Origin of the sequence: Thermotoga neapolitana DSM 4359 (genome assembly GCF_000018945.1) — a bacterium.
Taxonomy (GTDB): Bacteria; Thermotogota; Thermotogae; order Thermotogales; family Thermotogaceae; genus Thermotoga; species Thermotoga neapolitana.
Genome location: NC_011978.1, coordinates 268,799 through 287,982 on the forward strand (window position 1 = coordinate 268,799; position 19,184 = coordinate 287,982).

General features: G+C 45.2%; 19 protein-coding genes and 1 CRISPR repeat array. Of the genes, 10 read left to right on the forward strand and 9 right to left on the reverse strand.

Features of this window, described 5'->3' with window-relative positions; genetic code table 11:
- Positions 1-23 precede the first annotated feature (23 nt).
- The 7 genes from CTN_RS01365 to CTN_RS01400 form a co-directional block, all read right to left on the reverse strand.
- Positions 24-1,127 (reverse strand): ROK family transcriptional regulator, encoded by a 1,104-nt coding sequence (locus CTN_RS01365; RefSeq protein ID WP_244857365.1) that lies wholly within the window; start codon positions 1,125-1,127, stop codon positions 24-26.
- 16 nt (positions 1,128-1,143) lie between these two features.
- Positions 1,144-2,364: a glycosyltransferase gene (locus tag CTN_RS01370; protein WP_015918782.1), complete on the reverse strand. Its 1,221-nt coding sequence runs from the start codon at positions 2,362-2,364 to the stop codon at positions 1,144-1,146.
- A 662-nt stretch (positions 2,365-3,026) separates the two neighbouring features.
- A CRISPR array of direct repeats spans positions 3,027-3,388; the repeat unit is 30 nt; unit sequence GTTTCAATACTTCCTTAGAGGTATGGAAAC.
- 170 nt (positions 3,389-3,558) lie between these two features.
- The gene (locus tag CTN_RS01380) at positions 3,559-4,773 is read right to left on the reverse strand and encodes an ABC transporter permease (protein ID WP_038066477.1); all 1,215 of its coding nucleotides are present in this window, start codon (positions 4,771-4,773) and stop codon (positions 3,559-3,561) included.
- Positions 4,760-5,464, reverse strand: a complete 705-nt coding sequence (locus CTN_RS01385) for an ABC transporter ATP-binding protein (RefSeq protein ID WP_015918785.1) — start codon at positions 5,462-5,464, stop codon at positions 4,760-4,762. The genes CTN_RS01380 and CTN_RS01385 overlap by 14 nt, the downstream gene beginning before the upstream one ends.
- The gene (locus tag CTN_RS01390) at positions 5,461-6,468 is read right to left on the reverse strand and encodes an efflux RND transporter periplasmic adaptor subunit (protein WP_015918786.1); all 1,008 of its coding nucleotides are present in this window, start codon (positions 6,466-6,468) and stop codon (positions 5,461-5,463) included. The genes CTN_RS01385 and CTN_RS01390 overlap by 4 nt, the downstream gene beginning before the upstream one ends.
- Positions 6,465-7,724 (reverse strand): TolC family protein, encoded by a 1,260-nt coding sequence (locus CTN_RS01395; RefSeq protein ID WP_015918787.1) that lies wholly within the window; start codon positions 7,722-7,724, stop codon positions 6,465-6,467. The genes CTN_RS01390 and CTN_RS01395 overlap by 4 nt, the downstream gene beginning before the upstream one ends.
- A gap of 15 nt (positions 7,725-7,739) precedes the next feature.
- Positions 7,740-8,726, reverse strand: coding sequence for a TolC family protein (locus CTN_RS01400; protein ID WP_015918788.1), 987 nt, complete (start codon positions 8,724-8,726; stop codon positions 7,740-7,742).
- Between the two features lie 116 nt (positions 8,727-8,842).
- Here CTN_RS01400 and ilvA point away from each other — a divergent pair, with 116 nt between their 5' ends.
- The 4 genes from ilvA to CTN_RS01415 are packed head-to-tail and all read left to right on the forward strand — an operon-like array spanning position 8,843 to position 11,191.
- Positions 8,843-9,646 carry a threonine ammonia-lyase gene (ilvA, locus tag CTN_RS01405; RefSeq protein ID WP_244857366.1) on the forward strand — a complete coding sequence of 268 codons (804 nt, stop codon included), beginning with the start codon at positions 8,843-8,845 and terminating at the stop codon, positions 9,644-9,646.
- Positions 9,624-10,049 (forward strand): ACT domain-containing protein, encoded by a 426-nt coding sequence (locus CTN_RS10025; RefSeq protein ID WP_015918790.1) that lies wholly within the window; start codon positions 9,624-9,626, stop codon positions 10,047-10,049. Before ilvA ends, CTN_RS10025 begins: the two co-directional genes overlap by 23 nt.
- Positions 10,050-10,076: 27 nt before the next feature.
- Entirely contained in the window at positions 10,077-10,283 is a 207-nt protein-coding gene (locus CTN_RS01410) for a hypothetical protein (protein WP_015918791.1), read from the forward strand.
- Between the two features lie 2 nt (positions 10,284-10,285).
- The gene (locus CTN_RS01415; protein WP_015918792.1) at positions 10,286-11,191 is read left to right on the forward strand and encodes a diacylglycerol/lipid kinase family protein; all 906 of its coding nucleotides are present in this window, start codon (positions 10,286-10,288) and stop codon (positions 11,189-11,191) included.
- Between the two features lie 12 nt (positions 11,192-11,203).
- Here the strand turns inward: CTN_RS01415 and mds are convergent, their stop codons facing one another.
- Positions 11,204-12,274, reverse strand: a complete 1,071-nt coding sequence (gene mds / locus CTN_RS01420; protein ID WP_038066479.1) for a GDP-mannose:di-myo-inositol-1,3'-phosphate beta-1,2-mannosyltransferase — start codon at positions 12,272-12,274, stop codon at positions 11,204-11,206.
- Positions 12,275-12,371: 97 nt separating this feature from the next.
- Here mds and bioB point away from each other — a divergent pair, with 97 nt between their 5' ends.
- A complete protein-coding gene (bioB, locus tag CTN_RS01425; protein ID WP_231555957.1) occupies positions 12,372-13,265 on the forward strand; it encodes a biotin synthase BioB in 894 nt (297 codons plus the stop codon).
- Positions 13,259-13,609 (forward strand): MazG nucleotide pyrophosphohydrolase domain-containing protein, encoded by a 351-nt coding sequence (locus tag CTN_RS01430; RefSeq protein WP_015918795.1) that lies wholly within the window; start codon positions 13,259-13,261, stop codon positions 13,607-13,609. Before bioB ends, CTN_RS01430 begins: the two co-directional genes overlap by 7 nt.
- Here the strand turns inward: CTN_RS01430 and CTN_RS01435 are convergent.
- Complete coding sequence (locus CTN_RS01435; RefSeq protein ID WP_015918796.1) at positions 13,606-13,929, reverse strand: hypothetical protein; 324 nt, start codon at positions 13,927-13,929, stop codon at positions 13,606-13,608. The two genes, CTN_RS01430 and CTN_RS01435, sit on opposite strands and share 4 nt — an antisense overlap.
- Positions 13,930-13,984: 55 nt before the next feature.
- Between CTN_RS01435 and CTN_RS01440 the strand changes: the two genes are divergently transcribed.
- Genes CTN_RS01440 through CTN_RS01455 form a run of 4 tightly spaced genes read left to right on the forward strand, consistent with a single transcriptional unit; the run spans position 13,985 to position 19,177 of the window.
- Positions 13,985-14,848: a deoxyribonuclease IV gene (locus CTN_RS01440; protein ID WP_015918797.1), complete on the forward strand. Its 864-nt coding sequence runs from the start codon at positions 13,985-13,987 to the stop codon at positions 14,846-14,848.
- A gap of 1 nt (position 14,849) precedes the next feature.
- Positions 14,850-16,499, forward strand: coding sequence for an Rqc2 family fibronectin-binding protein (locus CTN_RS01445; protein ID WP_015918798.1), 1,650 nt, complete (start codon positions 14,850-14,852; stop codon positions 16,497-16,499).
- Positions 16,496-17,821: a 4-alpha-glucanotransferase gene (mgt, locus tag CTN_RS01450; RefSeq protein ID WP_015918799.1), complete on the forward strand. Its 1,326-nt coding sequence runs from the start codon at positions 16,496-16,498 to the stop codon at positions 17,819-17,821. Before CTN_RS01445 ends, mgt begins: the two co-directional genes overlap by 4 nt.
- The gene (locus CTN_RS01455; protein WP_015918800.1) at positions 17,822-19,177 is read left to right on the forward strand and encodes an aminopeptidase; all 1,356 of its coding nucleotides are present in this window, start codon (positions 17,822-17,824) and stop codon (positions 19,175-19,177) included.
- The last annotated feature ends 7 nt before the right edge of the window (positions 19,178-19,184 follow it).

The window sequence follows — 19,184 nt, forward strand, 5'->3', positions numbered from 1 at the left end:
CTCCCGGCATCTGCCGGGAGTTTTCATTTTAGAATATCGGAAAGGTATTCTTCAACAACCGCCCGAGCCGCGCCGAGCATCCAGTTCGCACTCGCCAGATGAAATTCCACGTCGTCCACGAATTCTTTGTTGAACCGTTCTTTAACCATCTTCTCCAGCAGTTTCGCTATGTCTTCGCTCACAGCTCCCTCTCCTGCAAGAAAGACTCGAGAAACACCAGTACTCATCACAACATCACCCACGGCAACAGAAAGATTTCTGAAGGCTTTTTCGTAGTGTTTTCTCACCGCTTCGAAGTTCTCTCTTACCTTTTTTCTCAACTCCTCGATGAAGGGTCTGTATTTTTCCTCTTCGTTTGAGATAAAATCCTCAAAATCGATTTCCGATCCAAGATAAGATTTCAAAACTGCATACTCAGACGAATGATATTCCAGACATCCTGTCTGCCCACAGTAACATTTTCCTTCGGACGACACTATCATGTGCCCCATTTCCAGGTGCTCGATCCTACCGTTTCTGAAAAGACTGGCACCTATTCCTATTCCGTAACTTATGAGGAGAAAGTCTGAGCCTATCCTTTGAGAAACCTCACGACACAGAGCATCGGCATCGTTCATGACAACTACTCTTTCAAAATCTCCCAGAACATCTCTCAGGTTCCAGTTTCTCACGTTCATCACATGAGATACAACCACTTGATGATCTCTCACCAGTCCAGAAGAGCAGATACCTATTCCAAGCAAGTTCTCCGAAAAAAGATTCTCAACCGTTTCTCTGAGTGCCCTCGTGTAACCCTCGTTGCTTCTCATTGGTGCAAGAATACTCACCCTGTGTTCCCTGATGGGATTCAGTGATGCGTTGAAAAGCACACCGTGCACTTCCTCTCGACCAACTTTCACTCCGATCACACTGAATCTTTCAGGATTCACACTCAAAACCTGATAAGGTCTTCCTTTTTTTGATTTGACTTCCTCGATTAAGAGAAAGTTTTCTTCATTCAATTCATCGATGATGTAACTCAGCGTGCTTTGGGCAAGTTCCAGCTCATTTGAAAGATCACCCCGGGTAACCTTTCCATTTTCCAGTATGTGTTTTAGAACCTTCAACTTGTTCTCTTTTCGAAGCAAAGGAGACGGCACATTTTCACCCCAGAAGGTTCAGGAAAGTCTTCAGGTAATTCTTGAGATGTACGGTGATGATGAAGTTCTCAACGACGGTTCTTTTTCCGTTTTCTCCCATCTTCTTCCGCAAATTCTCATCTTTTATAAGCCTTATCACATATTCTGCCAGTTTTTCCTTTTCCCATGCAAGGTAACCGTTTTCTCCGTGCTTCACCTGTATCTTAACCCCTCCAACAGGTCTTGCCACAACCGGAACTTTCTTGTAAAGTGCTTCACTTATCACAAGGCCGAACCCTTCTCTTATCGCTGTGTGAAGCGCCACGGTTGTGGCCCTTTGAATGGCATTGACCTCTTTGTTTCCAACTCCTTTCAGGTTGGTACAGAACTTTATATCTTCGTCAACCCCTGCGTAGCGGAGCACTTTTTCGTAGAAAAACCATCCTTCCGGATCATCGGTTGCCATAGCAGACACAATGGCAAGTTGAACATCGGAAATTTCTTCTTTCACAATTCTGTACACGTCTATAGCGCTGAAAAGATCCTTCCACGGATCAAACCTTGCCACAACTGTTATGAGGGGTCTTTTTGGGTCTATCTCAAGCCTTTCAAGGGTTGTTTTTATGAAATCCTCATCGAGATCGCTGTTTTTCTCACTCAGTGGATCTATGCTCGGTGGAAATGCAACGCTTTTTTCTTTCCATCCCTCCGGGAAATACTCTTCCAGATGAAAGATCAGTTTGTCGTATCCTTCCAGGTACCGGAAAAATCTTTTCCAGACGGTCATGTTCGGTGTCGAAAGGTCAATATGACATCTCCAGAGCCATTTTCTATCGTTCAAATCCAGGTATTTCCTCACCGCCGCTGGCTGCGGGTCGTGTATCACTAGTATTTCTTCGTCCTGAATCAACTTAGTGTTTTCCTGACATACCCTTTCGTAGAGATCCCACTCTTCTTCTGTGATTTCTATATCCGCTCCCTGAAGGGTGTTATGGAATTTCTTGGTGACATTGAAAAATTCATCCGGTGCTTCCAGAACCCTCCATCTTGCATCAAGACCAACAGATCTCATCAGAGGAACAAGATTGTGCAGAATCTCCGCCACTCCGCCTCCATAGGCAGTTGCGTTCACATGGAGTACTTTCATTCCTTTCAGTGGTTCAGCAAGTTTTTTGATCTCGTCCACCTCTTCACCTATCACCGGCCAGTATTCTTCTATGTTTCTCTCTCTCAACCTGGCGTCCATATCGATTCCTCCTTATTTATTCGTAACTTGAATTAATACACATTTAATCATAACACACCGGAGAAAAAATTCAAGGGGTGTTTTTGTTCGTTCATGTTAGAAGAAATACTGTGATAATACAACAACACAGTTTTATTCACTAAAGTATGGTAAGTTCCATTTATTCACAAGGTGGGTAGTGATTGTAACTGGCTTCTGATGTGCGATGTAGAGTATGCAACTGTCGGTAACGAAAAAATTCATGCGGGTTTGAGAGAGGTGATGTATGCAAGAGAAAGGGAATAATGAGCAAGAAAGTGAAACAGAATATGAGAATATGTCTTCATCTATCATCATATATCTATCATGAATAAAGAAACCACACACTTAGTCTCTAACCTTTTAAGGGGGACCTTTTTGAACAAACTTGTGAAAACAGGAACTAGACGGTTTTCCCTTGAAACACTCCAAAATGCCCTGACCTAGGTTAGGATAATTTATCTTTTGATTTTGTCTTTCTTTAGGCTTTTCATTGACTATGCAATTATTCCATTTTTCCAAACAGTACTTGACTGGATCTTTCTGTGTGTTAGAATCACCTGTGATGAAACACCCTTTGTATGTTCTCATATACTCTTGCTTTCTGACATGCTCTGTGGTATGATTCCCTTGAAATCCAACGGGTTTCAATACTTCCTTAGAGGTATGGAAACCAGGAATTGTTCCAGACGGAGTGGCGGTAGAGACATGTTTCAATACTTCCTTAGAGGTATGGAAACTCCACGTCAAAGCCGTGCATTTTCAAAGCGAGTCTGGTTTCAATACTTCCTTAGAGGTATGGAAACGAAAAATTGGTTGGTGTTTCTGATGAAATAATTCTGGGTTTCAATACTTCCTTAGAGGTATGGAAACTTGTGAGTTCTGCTCTTTTTGCCTTTTTGTGATATACGTTTCAATACTTCCTTAGAGGTATGGAAACACTGGAGGGGGTAGAGGACAGCCTTCTTTTCACCTCGTTTCAATACTTCCTTTGAGGTATGAAAACATGAATATTTCCCACCAACCCGGCCTTGTACGCAATGTTTCAATACTTGAGGTATGGAAACGGTAAGAAAATCCTCACAATCAGATGGGAATGCTCTTGTGGGGAAAATTCATCAGGAAGGTTCGGTTTGTTTAAAAGCCCCTGCACCCATGTTGAGTGCAGGGGGAGGTTCATTCGTACCTCAAAGCCTCTATTGGGCTCAGTCTGGAGGCCCTGTATGCAGGATAGAACCCGAAGAACAACCCAACGCTCGCGGAGACACCAAAAGCGATGATCACAGAAAAGGGATCAACGAAGGCTTTCAATCCGTAGGAGCTTCCAAAGGTGTTGACGATCGTGTTTGATCCAAGTATTCCCAGGGCAACTCCTATAGCACCGGCAACGAAGGTGATAACAACGCTTTCCACAAGAAATTCCATGAGAATTCTGATCCTTGAGGCACCTATTGCCATCTTTATGCCTATTTCCCTTGTTCTTTCAACAACGGATACCAGCATGATGTTCATGATGCCTATTCCACCAACAACCAGTGATACGGCAGCGATTGCAACAAGAACGAGGTTGATGATGGAAACACTTTCGGACACAACGTTGAGGATGGCTTGCTGACTGATGATGTTGTAGTAACTTTCTTCTTCATGGAATTTGGTGTAAAGCAGATGGTCTATTTCCATAACGGCCCTTTGAGCAACCTGCGGTGATTTACTCGTTGCAAGGATCATCGAGATGTTTCCGTGGGTCTGGAAAACCCTGAACTTTCCAGTTTCATAAGGAATGAGAATCATGTTGTCCGGGTTGAACATGAGGATACTACCGGTTCTCTCGAAGACACCGATGATCTCAAAGACGAGTTTTCTGTTTCCCTGAACAAGGTAGATCTTTTTCCCCACCGGGTTTTCATTTTCAAAGAGGTTGTAGGCTATTTCCTGACCGATGATGGCCACGTTGGCAGCACTGTCTTCCTCTGTAAACGTTCTGCCCGAGGACACCTTGAGATTCAGTATCTGAAATATCTCATAAGGTGCCGCATAGACGTTTGCCCTTGAATTTGTTTCTCTGTACTGGACGAGGAAATTTCCATTCACAAGACCGATCGCCCTGTCAACACTTGGACACATGCTCAGAATATCTGAAACATCCTCTTCACTGAGAGATTCCACGGACTGGGCTATTGTTCCTCCTCTTCCTCCAATAAAACCTGGTGTGACCATGATGATGTTCGAACCCAGTGATGTGAGTCTTTCGGTCACACTTTCTCTCATCCCGGCACCGAGGGACATGACCATGATGACGGCGGTCACACCGATCACGATACCGAGCATGGAAAGAAACGTTCTCATTTTGTTGGCAAGCAGCGATCTCAGAACCTCTTTAAGTATCTCCATACACAACACCTCGGCGCTCTACATCTTCTATTCTTCCGTCCCTTATTCTCACGATACACGTTCCTTCGTCTACCATCTCAAGATTGTGAGTGACAACAACCAGGGTCTTGCCCATCTCGTGAAGTTTTCTGAAGAGTTCCAGGATTTCCTCTCCTGTTTTTGTGTCGAGATTTCCTGTTGGCTCGTCTGCAAGAATGAAAACGGGATCGTTTGCCAGAGCTCTTGCTATCGCCACTCTTTGCTGCTGACCACCTGAGAGCTGGTTTGGACGGTGATGGAGTCGATCACCAAGTCCGACAAGTTCCAGAAGTTCTTTTGCCCGTTTTCTCCTTTCTCTTGCCGGAACTCCCGCGTATATCATGGGAAGTTCCACATTCTCCAGGGCGTTGAGACGAGGAAGAAGGTTGTAACTTTGAAAGACAAATCCAATTTTTCTGTTTCGAACCTGGGCGAGTTTTCTGTCACTCATTTTTGATACGTCTTCACCCTCGATGAGAACCTTTCCCTTCGTCGGTCGATCGAGACAGCCCAGTATGTGAAGGAGTGTGGACTTTCCACTTCCAGAAGGCCCTATTATGATCACGTACTCTCCCTGAAAGACCTCGAAAGAAACTCCCCGAAGGGCTTCAACCTTCACTTCTCCAAGGTCGTAGACCTTCCATACGTCGACGAGTTCCATCACCTTCTTCATCTTGCTCGGCCTCCTCCGGGGCCAAACACCGGAAGTCCTTGTCTTGTCCTCAGCCTTTGAATCTCCTCCTGAGATGGAACAAGAAGGAGAACATCTCCCTCAGATACACCTTTTTTGATCTCTATTTTTTCGTTCACTTCCTCTCCGATCTCCACGTACACCTTCTGTGGTCCCTCGGATGTTTGTTTCATCACGTAGTATCCGTTTTGATCTTGTCTTACTGCTTCTTTGGGAACAAAGAAAGAACTGGTGGCTTCTCTTATGATGATCTCCACGTTGCAGGTGAGTCCCGGGATCACAATTTCAGGTGGTGTTTGATCGAAAGAAAACTCAACGGGTATCACAGTGACACCACCTGAGGTTTCCGCAACGGGACTGATTCTCTTCACCTTTCCGGTCAAGGTGAGTCCAAGTTGTTCGAAGGTGAAAACAGCTTTCATTCCTTCTTTGACGTTCTTCAAATCGTATTCATCTATAGAACCTTCCACTCTCAAAGTGTCGGTTTCCACAATTTCGACAATGGCTGTTCCAACAGAGACCCTATCACCTTCGGATACATCGACGGACTGGACCACACCGTTCACAGGAGAAGTCACGATGGTGTTTTCAAGGTTCTTTTTTGCTACTTCCAGATTCAACCTGTTGATCTCGGTGGGAGATGTTTTGTAGTTGTTCAGGGCAGAAAGGTACTCGATCTGATAATCTGTGTCGTCTATCTTTGCTATCCTCTGGCCAGACTGAACGTAATCTCCTTCCTGAACGTAGAGTTCCAGAACATCCCCAGAGACCTTGGAAGCAACGCTTCTGGTATCGGCTGTGACCTGTCCTACGATCTCAACGGTTTCATTTTCCTTCGTCACGGTGTAGGTGAGATAGACAGGAAGTTGTGTGGAAGTGGCTGTTCTTTCGGAGACACTCTGGGCACTGGCTCTGTTCAGGAAGATCACAACTATTAGAAGAACCACCAGTATCGCTATGATCAGGAGCGTTATCCACTTTTTCAATTCAGATCACCTTCCTTGAGAAATTTCTCAAGATCGTATCCCAGGGTGCTTATGTATTTCAGTTTTTCCAGAATCAGCGAATTTTCCAGGTTTTCCATGGTGAGTTTTCCTTCCGTGTAATCGAGTTCTGAAAGGATGAAATCTTCTTCACTCAAAAAGCCTTTCTCAAACAGTTGCCTGTTCGTTTCGTAAACCTCTCTGAGATCGTTCAACTCGATATCTTCCTGTTTCATCTGAGATCGGAGGTTGTCAATGCTTGTCAGTGACTTGTTTATCGAATCGTTTATTTCCTTAATTTTCTCTTCGTACTCCAGCGAAACAATCTGAAATTTCCTTTTTTCTGCCTCCAGTTTTCTTTCTCCAAAATCCCAGAGGGTGAGTTGTAGGCCGATTCCTATCGACCAGGTGCTTTTTTCAAAATCGTAGTTGAAGGAAAAGGTCAGATCTGGAAGATACGGTAAAAACCATGTCTTTTTTTTGATTTCTTCTGCCTTTTTCTGTATCTCAAGTGCCTTCAGATCCTCTCTGTGTTCTAATGTAGTGGCAGGGAGTGTGATGTTTGACAAAAGTTCTTTTGTCTCTCTGTAGATCTCTTCGTTTATACCTTCGTGAATGGCCTCCAGATTCAGTTTTGTGTTTCTCAGAGTTTGCTCGACTGAGAGGATCTGCTTTTCCAGGGATTCTTTTTCATCTTCATCGACTGTCTTGCTGAGTTTTTCTCTCAGTACCTGAAGCCTCTGTGAGAGGATCTCTATCTTTCTTGTGTAGTAGTACCAGTCAAACACATCCTGGATCGTCTGGATGAAGATGCTGTTTTTCACAGATTTCAGAGAGTACAGTGCAGAAAGGTAACTTGCCTCAGCCTGCAACCTGCTCACCATGTAGTCTTCTTTGAGGCCTCTTGAAACACTCAACTGCGTTCCTTCAAAATTGGCTGACCAATCCTTCATGTTCACCGAGATTGGAAAGGAAAGTCCGAGTTTAAATCCATATATGTTCACAAAGTTTACTCTGGGAATCACGGAGAAATTCTGAACACCATCCTCTGTTATGATGATTCCATTTGTTCCAAGCGAAACAGAAACCTCCGGATTCCAGAAACTCGTGTACTGCCTGTAGGAGAGATCTTTCTCTTTGAAAGATTCAACGGCGGACCAGTAGTCTGATGATCTGTTCATGTTTTCTTCAAACAGATCGAACACGTTTCCTGCAAGAAAAACAGGAAAAACAAGAAACAACAGAAGGAACCTTTTCATTATCTCTCACCCTCTTCAGAAAGAGACGTCTTTTCCAGCATCTATGAGGAGAGTTATGATCGTGTTGTAGTAGTTTTGAAGCGAATTCAGGTAATTTTTTCTTGCATTGAGAAGATTGATCTTTTGAGCGTTCAGTTCTTTCTTCGAGATAAGGCCCTTTTCGTACCTGTCCTGGTAGTCTTTCAAAATGGATTCGTTGAGATCTATCCTCTCCTTCAGAACTTTGAGATTTGAAAGCATAACTTCAAGAGAGTTGATGGTGCTTCTGTAGGTATCTTTTGCCTCTTTCAACGTCTTTTCGTAGTTCATCTTTGCCTTCTGGTAAGCCAGTTCTGCAGTTCTTCTTTCATACTTAGAAGCGGCGGCGGAGAGGTTGTTGAGGTCGTACTCTGCGATCTTCATGTTCGTCTCTGCGATCTTTACAGAAAGAAGGTTGTCCAGATATTCATCTTCGCTCACAAGATCGTGGAAGTCTACCAGTGGAAGTTCTATCTCGCTTGCCTCCACGCTGAAGAGCTCTTCGTAGTTTTTCTTTGCCTCGTCGAGATCATACTTTGCAGAAAGAAGGTTGTTACTTGCTTCCTCAAGGGTGAGTTCGGAGTCTTTCAGATCGTTCTCCGAAATGAGGTTCTTTTTGAAGAGTTCCTGGTTCGTTCTGTGATCTTCCTGGGCATTTTCGAAGTTTATCTGTGCGCTCTCATAGGAAACTTCGGCGATCAGAAGATCGAAGATTCTTCCAAGGACATCCTGGTAAACTGATTTCAACGAGCTTCTGTAGTTCTGCAGGTTGTTGTAGTAGCTGAGTTCTGCGGAAAGTTCTGATTTCCTATTTGTTGCTTCAAGTTTGGCTTTTTCATAATCCATTGTTGCTGTTTCCAGATCGATCTGGGCGATTTGATAGTCTGTGCTACTTGCAAGTGCAGTTTGAAGAACATCGTTCAGGGAAGCAGAAAAACCAGCCACGGAAACAACCAGCACCAGGGCAACAAAGAGATTTTTCATGTGGATACCTCCTTTTTAAAATGTTTGTCAGTGAAATTCTATATCACCCTCTGTGAAAAAATCGTGAATTCTTTTCTGCGGTGTACAATTCAATGGGGTTGAAAGGAGGTGTTTCTGTGGTCGCTCTGAGGGATATCAGGGAAGCACAGGAGATTTTGAAGGGTGTCGTGCACAGAACAGCCCTCACTTACAGTTCCGTTCTGAGTGAGATCAGTGGTGGCGAGATATATCTGAAGATGGAAAATCTTCAAAAGACAGGAGCTTTCAAAATAAGAGGAGCTTACAACAAAATAGCACATCTGGGTGAAGAGGAGAGAAAGAAGGGTGTGGTAGCAGCATCAGCTGGAAATCACGCTCAGGGGGTGGCACTCGCTGCCAAGATTTTCGGTATTCCTGCAACAATTGTGATGCCCAGGTACGCACCGCTTTCAAAGGTCACAAGAACGAAAAAACTCGGTGCACAGGTGATCCTGGAAGGTGATGTGTTCGATGAGGCGTACGAGGCGGCGCTGAGGATTCAGGAAAGAACGGGTGCAGTCTTTGTTCATCCGTTCAACGATCCTCATGTGATAGCGGGGCAGGGGACCATAGGCCTTGAGATAATGGAGGACCTGCCCGATGTGGATATGATTGTTGTTCCGGTGGGTGGAGGAGGTCTGATTTCCGGTATTTCCATTGCTGTCAAGTCCATAAATCCGAACGTTCGAATAGTAGGTGTCCAGACGGAAAACATGCCCTCCATGATCGCATCGTTGAAGAGGGGAAGGATAGAAAAGATAGAGGGAAAACCCACCCTGGCCGATGGAATTGCGGTGAAAAAACCCGGAGAGATAACCTTCGAGATCATAAAAAAGTACGTCGACGATATGGTCATGGTGAACGAAGAGGAGATAGCGGATGCCATTCTGTTTTCTTCTTGAACAGGCAAAGGTGGTAGCCGAGGGGGCGGGAGCGGTGGGGGTTGCTGCACTTTTGAACAGACTGGATGTGAATGGAAAGAAAGCGGTGGTTGTTGTGAGTGGAGGAAACATTGATGTGAACATGATAGACAGGATTATAAACAAAGGGCTTGTGAAAAGTGGAAGAAAGGTGTTCATCGAAACGTTTGTGATGGACAGACCCGGTGCTCTCAAGGAACTTCTTGGAGTTGTGGCGGAACTCGGGGCGAACGTGCTTTCCGTCTTTCACAACCGGTCTGCAAAGGACGTTCCCATTGGATTTGCAAAGATAGAACTCGAACTCGAAACAGTCGATGAAAAACACGTTGAAGAGATAGAAAGGGTCCTCATCGCAAAGGGGTATGAGGTGAGAATAGGGAGATGATAGAATATCCTCTGCGGAGGTGGAAGGTTGAGAATTATCTCAGATCTTTTTTTCTTTACAGGCTTTGGGACCCTTTTTGTTTCGATCGTCTTTTTCGACCTTGGAACAAGAGCCATCAAGAAAAAGCAACCCCGAAAGAAAAAGTTCTATGACAAAAGAGGATGGCAGTTTCTCACTGCAAGTCTTGCTTCCTTTGCAGTATCAATAATACTTGCACTTTTTGGAAGGGGATAGGTGTGTTTTTGGTATACAACCCGGCGGCAGGCGGAGGAAAAGCCAGAAAACTCTGGATGAAGGTAAAAGACCTCCTGGAAAGGTATGAAATAGATTGCGAAGTTGCCTTTACGGAAAAACCGGGACACGCAATGGAACTTTCAAGGAAAGCCTTTGAAAGCGGCCACAGAAAGATCGTGGCGTTCGGTGGCGATGGAACGATGAACGAAGTGGTGAACGGAATCTTTCTTGGTGGATTCAATCTCGAAGAGGTCACGTTCGGCTGGATCCCATTCGGCAGTGGAAAAGACTGGGCAAGAACGATCGGTGTTCCTCTAATGATCGAAGAGGCAGTAAAGACCCTGAAAGATGGAAGAGTCTTCGTTCAAGATCTTGGTGTTGCCGAGTACGAATCGTCCAATGGGGAAATGAAGAAGCGAGTGTTCGTCAACGTTGCCGGACTCTTCTTCGACGGTTTTGTAACCCACAGAACAAATCTGCTAAGGAAGAAAAACCGTGTTTCATACTTTTCAAGGATATTCTCTTCAATCATCAAGTACAAACCGCCCGTTGCCAGAATCCAGGTAGACGAAAGAGTGTGGGAAAAGAAGATCTTTTCCATGAACGTTGGAATTTGCAAGTACAACGGTGGAGGCATGAATCAACTCCCACACGCCGTTCCGGACGATGGACTTCTGGCCGTTACTGTGATAAACGATATAGGAAAGATCAGAATTCTTGCGAATTTGTACAGGGTGTTCAACGGCACACTTCTGGAGCATCCAGGGGTAGAAGGATACCAGGCAAAAAAAGTGACGGTGGAGTTTCAAAAGAAAGAACCTGTGGAACTGGATGGAGAATCTTTCTGGACGAGGAAGATATCATTTTCTGTCGTTCCCAGAGTACTGAGGGTTCTGGTGAAAAAGTGAGGGGATACCCCCTCACTTGTTGATGGATTTTGCAAGTTCAAGAAATTCCCGGGCAACTTTTTCACCGCTGTACTTTTCCACAAAGATCCTTGCCTCTTTCTTTATGTCTTCCACCAGTTCGCTGTCCAGCATCAGAAGTTCCAGTTTGTGTGCCAGATCGTGTATGTTTCTGTACTTCACTATGGGACCAAATCCGTAAGCATCGGTTTCAATGGTTTCAACGAATCTGCTGTCTCTGATGACGATGGGAGTCTCACTTGCTATGACCTGATAGAGGGTGGAAGAGACCACAACGTTCGGTGTGTTTCCCTTTGGAAGCAGGTGTACGTTCGATCCTTTCAGATAACTGTAGAGCTTTTCAACGGTCGGCCTTTTCTGCCACTGTGTGATCCATTCCGCTTCGTACTCGATCTTTCCATCAGATCTGATGATCCAGTAGTGAACGTTGTCGAATCTCTTTTTCAGTTTTTTCAGAACGTTCAAGAAATCGCAGTACTCTTCAACGGGCTGTCTTCCGAAAGAGAAGAAGAGGAATTTGTCCTCACCAACAGGTCTTTCCGGTTCTACTTCGTAGGGTTTCATCACAGGATAACTGATCACTTCCACCTTTTCTCTTGGGATACCGTAAAACTCGAGGATCTCATCGTAGAACCTTCTGTCGAACACAACGATTTTATCGCAGGGCAGTTTCACAACTTCCCTTGCTTTGAATATGTTCGCTTCATGAAAGACGGAAATGACAGGAATCTTCAGTTTTTCTATGAGTTTTGTGAGAGGCTTCACCGGAACCCTCCAGAAGGTCTCTACTATGAGCAGGTCCAGGTTTTCCTTTAAAATCTCTTCTTCTTTCACCCAGCCTTCTTCGGTCACGTTGTCCACTTCCGTGTAAATTTCCCTCTTGACGAAATCCGGGTCCGTGGCTTCGGTTCTCTTGTAGTATTTGACCTCCTTTTTGGCACTTTCTTCGGTCGGGGCGAAAACCACCACTTCGTGTCCCATGTTGACAAACTCTCTGGCGAGTATCTCTGCGTGCATGCCAACACCGCATGTGGCACCCCATCTGCTGAGAAAGCCGATTTTCATGTGATCACCTCCTTTTTCAGTTTGTTTTGTGGTTGTGAATTGTGCAAAGAACCTATAATATAGTATAGAACTTGTCCAATACAGGAGGTTGAAGATTTTGAAAGAAATTTTGAGTATGGAAACAAGAGAACTGATTCTTAAAGCCAGCACGATGGTTCGCAATTCCAGACTGGATATTTGCAGCATCGTGAATGCAAAATCCGGTATCTGTGATCAGGACTGTAAATTCTGCGCTCAGAGCTCTCTCTACAATACTGGAGTGAAGAGATATCCTCTTCTAGATGAAGAAAGTATCCTTGAGAAAGCAAAAGAAGCTGAAAAAATGGGGGCTGTAAGATTCGGTATTGTCACCTCTGGAAAAAGACCCACCAGGGATGAACTGCTGAAAATAGCAAGTATTATAGAATTTTTGAAAGTAACCACCAGTTTGAGAATCTGTGCTTCTCTTGGAACCCTTGAGAAAGATGAACTCAGTTATCTGAAAGACCACGGTCTTGACAGATACCACCACAATCTGGAAACCTCACCGGGGTTTTTCCAAAACATCTGCACCACCCACACCTTTTATGACAGAGTGAAAACCGTGGAGAACGCGAAAAGCATCGGTCTTGAGGTTTGCAGTGGAGGGATATTCGGCGTTGGAGAAAGTTTTGAAGATCGTCTGGAATTAGCGAGAATTTTAAAGGATCTGGAAGTAGATTCTGTTCCCATCAACTTTCTCATACCGATAAAGGGAACTCCTTTTGAGAACTTCCCGGAGCTTGATGTTGTAGAGAGAATAAAAACGATAGCAGCGTTCAGGATCGTTCTCGGAGAAAACGTGACAATAAAAATCGCAGCAGGAAGAGAAAAACTCGGAGATTTTCAGGCACTCGCCTTTTTTGCGGGAGCAAACGGGATGATAGTGGGGGGTTACCTGACTGTGAAGGGAAGAAGTTATGATGATGATAGAAAACTCGTTGAGGGACTGAAGGAGTTGATGGGATGGTAGAGAAACTCCTTGAGATCATCGAGAAAAGTCTGGAAAAGTGCCCCTGGCTGGAAAGACAAAGCATCGATTCTCTTCTCGATGCACTTGCCTCTGAAGTGGAAGAGATAAGGGATGCGGTGAAGAAAAAAGACCTGACCAATCTCGAAGAAGAGATAGGCGATCTCATCTACGATGCCTTTCTTGTGGGAGCTGTGGCCCAGAGAGATTATGGTGTTGATCTAGAGCGGGCCATTCAGAGGGTTGTGGAGAAGATCTCTCACAGAAAGCCCTGGCTGTTCTGGGACGAAAAGATCTCCCTGGAAGAAGCAGAGAGAATCTGGAAGGAGCGAAAAAGCAGGGGTTAATCCATTTTCTCCATAGGTTTTTCTCCAAAGAGTTTTGCGGCAAGGAAGAACACTGGAGAAGAGAGTTTTTTGTTGAACTTTTCAACTTCTGAGTTGTATTCTTCTTTTGCTTTCTTTAGAAGTTTCAGGATTTCGTTGTGCTTTTCTTCAACGAAACTGTTACCGGATTCTACTTCTTTTCTGAACAGTTTTTCTCTTTCTTCGAGTTCTACTATGTCTCTTTCTATGTAACCTATGATCCTTCTGTGACGAATGAGAAAAGCCCAGGTGTAGAATGAATATATGGTGAAGCCAAGAATTACGAGTGCGATGATCCACATGTTTTCACCTCCGAGAGAATAATACCACGGCGATGATCAAAAAGGGGGAAAAAGGATGATAAAGATAGGCGCTCACATGCCAATTTCGAAGGGATTTGATAGGGTACCGAAGGATACGATCGATATCGGAGGAAATTCCTTCCAGATATTCCCTCACAACGCAAGGTCCTGGCAGGCCAAACTTCCCACAGACGAAATGGCCACGAAATTCAAAAGAGAGATGAAAAAGCACAGAATCGACTGGGAGAACGCCTTCTGTCACTGTGGGTACCTTGTGAATCTTGCCAGTCCAAAAGAAGACATCTGGCAAAAATCCGTAGATCTTCTGAAGACAGAAGTAGAAATCTGCAGAAAACTGGGCATAAAATATTTGAACATCCATCCAGGAAGCCACCTTGGAACGGGTGAGGAAGAGGGAATAAACAGGATCGCCCGTGGACTGAACGAAGTACTGAACAACACGGAAGATGTGATCATTCTCCTCGAGAACGTTTCTCAAAAAGGAGGAAACATCGGCTACAGACTGGAACATCTGAAGAGAATCATCGATCTTGTTGATCAGAAAGATCGTGTTGCGATCACGTACGACACCTGTCATGGATTCGACTCAGGATACGACATAACAAAAAAAGAAGGTGTGGAATCCCTTCTGAGTGAGATCGAAAATCTTTTCGGGCTGGAAAGGCTCAAAATGATACACCTCAACGACTCGAAGTATCCACTCGGTGCGGCAAAGGACAGACACGAAAGGATAGGAAGCGGCTTCATAGGTGAGGCGGGCTTTGCTGTCTTTTTCTCGTTCAAAGAAGTACAGAGGGTTCCCTGGATACTGGAAACGCCTGGTGGAAACGAAGAGCACGCGGAGGACATAAAGAAAGTGTCTGAAATCATAGAAAAATACAGAATAGAGGTCGATTGAAGTGCCGCTGGACGGTGTTTTGCTTTACAAGGTGGTTCAAGAGTTGAAAGAGATAGAGGGAGAGCATCTCAGGCAAATCTATCAGCCCACGTCGGTTGACTACTATTTTCTGTTTCGAAGTTCTACCGTGAGGGTGTGTTTGAAGCCGGACGTTTCTCACATCTCGCTGGCTGAGAGGGAAAAGGCATCCGAGAAGATGCCTTCTTCTTTCACGATGCTTCTGAGAAAAGAGTTGAAAGGTGCAAAACTTCTGAAGGTAGAACAGATCGGAATGGACAGGTCGATTCGATTCGTGTTCGAAAAACTAGACGAGATAGAGGGAGCCGTTCAGAAGGAACTCTTTGTCGAGATAATGGGTATGCATTCGAACATGATTCTCGTAAAAGATGGAAAGATCGTTGATGCACACAGAAGGATTGTGACGAGAAGAAGGGAGATCCTTCCAGGAAAGGACTTTTCAATCTTTCCTTCCGGAAAGACTTCCATTTTCGATCTCAAGGAACTTCCCGGTGAAAGTGAAAAAAGCGTTCGAAACGTTCTTCTCTCCATTCTGGAAGGCTTTTCACCGGTGTCTGTGGAAGAAGTGATCCATCGCGCCGGATACGAACCGGACGTTCCATGGAAGGATGTGGAACGTGAAAGAATTTTTGAGGTTCTCGAAGAGGTGAAACGAGAACTGGAGATCCCGGGTGTGTTCGTCTATTACGAAAAGGGACATCCTGTGGAGATATCTGCGTTCAGACTCACCATGCTGAACCTCAAAGAGCGCTACTTTGAGAGGCCCTCCGAAGGGATCAACGAATTTGTGGGCTGGAAAGAGGAAAAATCCACGTTCGAGAACACCAAAAACCGTCTTACTCGGGTGATCATGAAGAGGATAGAGGATCTTGAGGATCTGGAAGAGAAACTTATGAGAGAGATTGCCGAAGTAGAAAAAGCACAGGATTACAGAAGGATCGGAGATCTCATCGTTCAAAACCTCTGGAACATAAAGGGAAAATCTGGCGAAGTGGAACTCACAGACTGGGAAACGAACGAAAAGATCGTTGTGGATGTGGGAAAAGATCCCGCTCAAACGGCCCAGAAACTTTACAACACTTACAAGAAACTTCAGAGAAAGAAAGAGCAGGTGGAAAAAAGACTCAAGGAGATCTCCCAGGAGAAGGAATACCTGTATCAACTCTGGCAGACGGTCGATGACGCAGAAGACATAGAAACGCTTGAGGAAATAGAAGAGGAAATGAAAGAACACGGGCTTTTGAAAGAAAAAAGCGAGAAAAAGAGAAAAGAAAAGACTTCTCGTTTCAGAGAGACAAGTTACATGGGTTTCAGGATTCTTGTGGGAAGAAACAACAAACAAAACGACGAACTCGTGAGAACTTCCTCGAAGGAGGATCTGTGGTTTCATGCCCATGAGATGCCGGGTGCCCACGTGGTGGTGAAGACAGGGGGAAAGAAGGTGCCCTGGGAGGTGATAGAGTACGCTGCAAGTCTTGCAGCAGGCTATTCGAAAGGGAAAAACTCCGGGAAGGTACCGGTTGATTACACTCTCATAAAGTACGTGAGAAAGCCAAAGGGTTTCAAACCAGGTATGGTCATATACACGAACTATAAAACCATCTTTGTTGAGCCAAGGAGGATAGAGGGATGATAGGCTACCAGATCTACGTGAGATCATTCAGGGATGGAAACTTCGATGGTGTGGGGGATTTCAAAGGATTGAAAGGTGCGATTTCCTACCTGAAAGAACTGGGTGTTGATTTTGTCTGGCTCATGCCCGTCTTTTCCTCCATTTCCTTCCACGGGTATGACGTGGTGGATTTTTATTCTTTCAAAGCCGAGTACGGAGACGAGAAAGACTTTAGAGAGATGATCGAGGCGTTCCACGACAACGGTATAAAAGTCGTTCTCGATCTTCCCATCCATCATACTGGTTTCCTCCATGTGTGGTTTCAGAAAGCCCTGAAAGGAGATCCACACTACAGGGATTATTACGTATGGGCGAGTGAAAAAACGGATCTGGACGAAAGAAGAGAGTGGGACAACGAAAGGATCTGGCATCCTCTGGAGGACGGAAGGTTCTACAGAGGACTTTTCGGTCCCCTCTCACCCGATCTGAACTACGATAACCCGCAGGTTTTTGAAGAGATGAAGAAGGTGGTTTATCACCTTCTTGAAATGGGAGTGGACGGATTCAGATTCGACGCAGCAAAGCACATGAGAGATACTCTGGAACAGAACGTTCGCTTTTGGAGGTATTTCCTCTCCGATATTGAGGGAATATTCCTTGCGGAAATCTGGGCAGAATCCAAAGTTGTGGATGAACACGGCAGGATATTCGGCTACATGCTAAATTTCGATACCTCACACTGTATTAAGGAAGCGGTGTGGAAGGAAAACTTCAAAGTGTTGATCGAGTCGATCGAAAGGGCCCTGGTTGGAAAAGATTATCTGCCGGTGAACTTCACATCGAACCATGATATGTCAAGGCTTGCGAGTTTCGAAGGAGGGTTGAGTGAAGAGAAGGTGAAACTCTCACTTTCCATTCTGTTCACGCTTCCCGGGGTTCCTCTCATATTCTACGGAGACGAACTGGGAATGAAAGGAATCTATCGAAAACCGAACACGGAAGTCGTGCTGGATCCGTTCCCCTGGAGCGAAAACATGTGTGTTGAAGGCCAGACATTTTGGAAATGGCCCGCGTATAACGATCCATTCTCCGGTGTTTCTGTTGAGTATCAGAGGAGAAATCGTGATTCGATTCTCTCACACACGATGAGGTGGGCAGGATTCAGAGGGGAAAATCACTGGCTGGACAGGGCAAACATCGAATTTCTGTGCAAAGAAGAAAAACTGCTCGTGTACAGACTGGTCGATGAAGGGCGTTCTCTGAAAGTGATACACAACCTGTCGAATGGTGAAATGGTGTTTGAGGGAGTGCGCGTACAACCCTACAGCACGGAGGTGGTTTGAATGAAGATGGAAAGAAAGAACGTCTGGCATCACAGAAACAGGGAGGAGATCGAAGCCTTCTCGAAAGAATACATGGATTTCATAGGCAGGGCAAAGACGGAGAGACTGGCAGTCGGAGAGATCAGGAAGTTCCTGGAAAAAGAAGGATTTGTTCCCATTGAAGATTTCACAGGTGATCCCATGGATATGGCAGTCTATGCGGTGAACAGAGGAAAGGCAATAGCGGCCTTCAGGGTGGTGGACGATCTGAAAAAGGGTTTGAACCTTGTGGTCGCGCACATAGACTCTCCCAGACTAGACTTCAAGCCTAATCCACTGGTGGAAGATGAACAGATAGCACTCTTCAAGACACACTACTACGGTGGTATTAAGAAGTATCACTGGTTCAACATACCTCTTGAGATACACGGTGTTCTCTTCAAAGGAGATGGAGAAGAGGTAGAGATTCATGTGGGAGATAAACCGGAGGATCCCGTTTTTACAATACCGGACCTTCTTCCACATCTCGACAAGGAAGACGCAAAGATCTCTGAAAAATTCAAAGGTGAAAATCTGATGCTCATCGCCGGTACCATTCCTCTCAGTGGAGAGGAGAAAGAAGCGGTGAAGATGAACGTTCTCAGAATCCTGAACGAAATGTACGGTATCTCAGAGGAAGATTTCGTGAGTGGTGAGATAGAGGTTGTTCCTGCCTTCCCACCCAGGGAAGTGGGAATAGATAGAAGTCTCATAGGGGCATACGGGCAGGATGACAGGATATGTGCCTACACAGCACTTCGAGCATTTCTGGAGTCAAATCCAAAGAAATCGATCGGTGTAGTCTTTCTCGATAAGGAAGAGATAGGAAGCGACGGAAACACCGGTGCGAAGGCAAGGTTCTATCTGAGAGTTCTCAGACAGATTCTGAAGATTCAGGGTGCCAGGGATTCAGAATTTGCCCTCGATGAGGTGCTGGAAAGATCAGCCGTGATCTCTGGAGACGTTTGTGCCGCTGTGAATCCACCTTACAAGGATGTTCACGATCTTCACAACGCACCGAGACTGGGATACGGTGTTGCCCTTGTCAAGTACACGGGCGCAAGGGGAAAGTACTCAACGAACGACGCCCACGCGGAATTCGTGGCTCGTGTGAGACAAGTCCTCAACGAAAGGAACGTTATCTGGCAGGTGGCAACGCTTGGAAAGGTCGATCAGGGTGGTGGAGGAACGATCGCCAAGTTCTTTGCCGAAAGAGGAGCAGATGTGATCGATATGGGGCCCGCTCTTCTCGGTATGCACTCTCCGTTTGAGATCTCTTCGAAGGCGGATCTGTTTGAAACATACAGAGCCTACAGGGCCTTATTGGAAGATCTGTGAGGTGAGA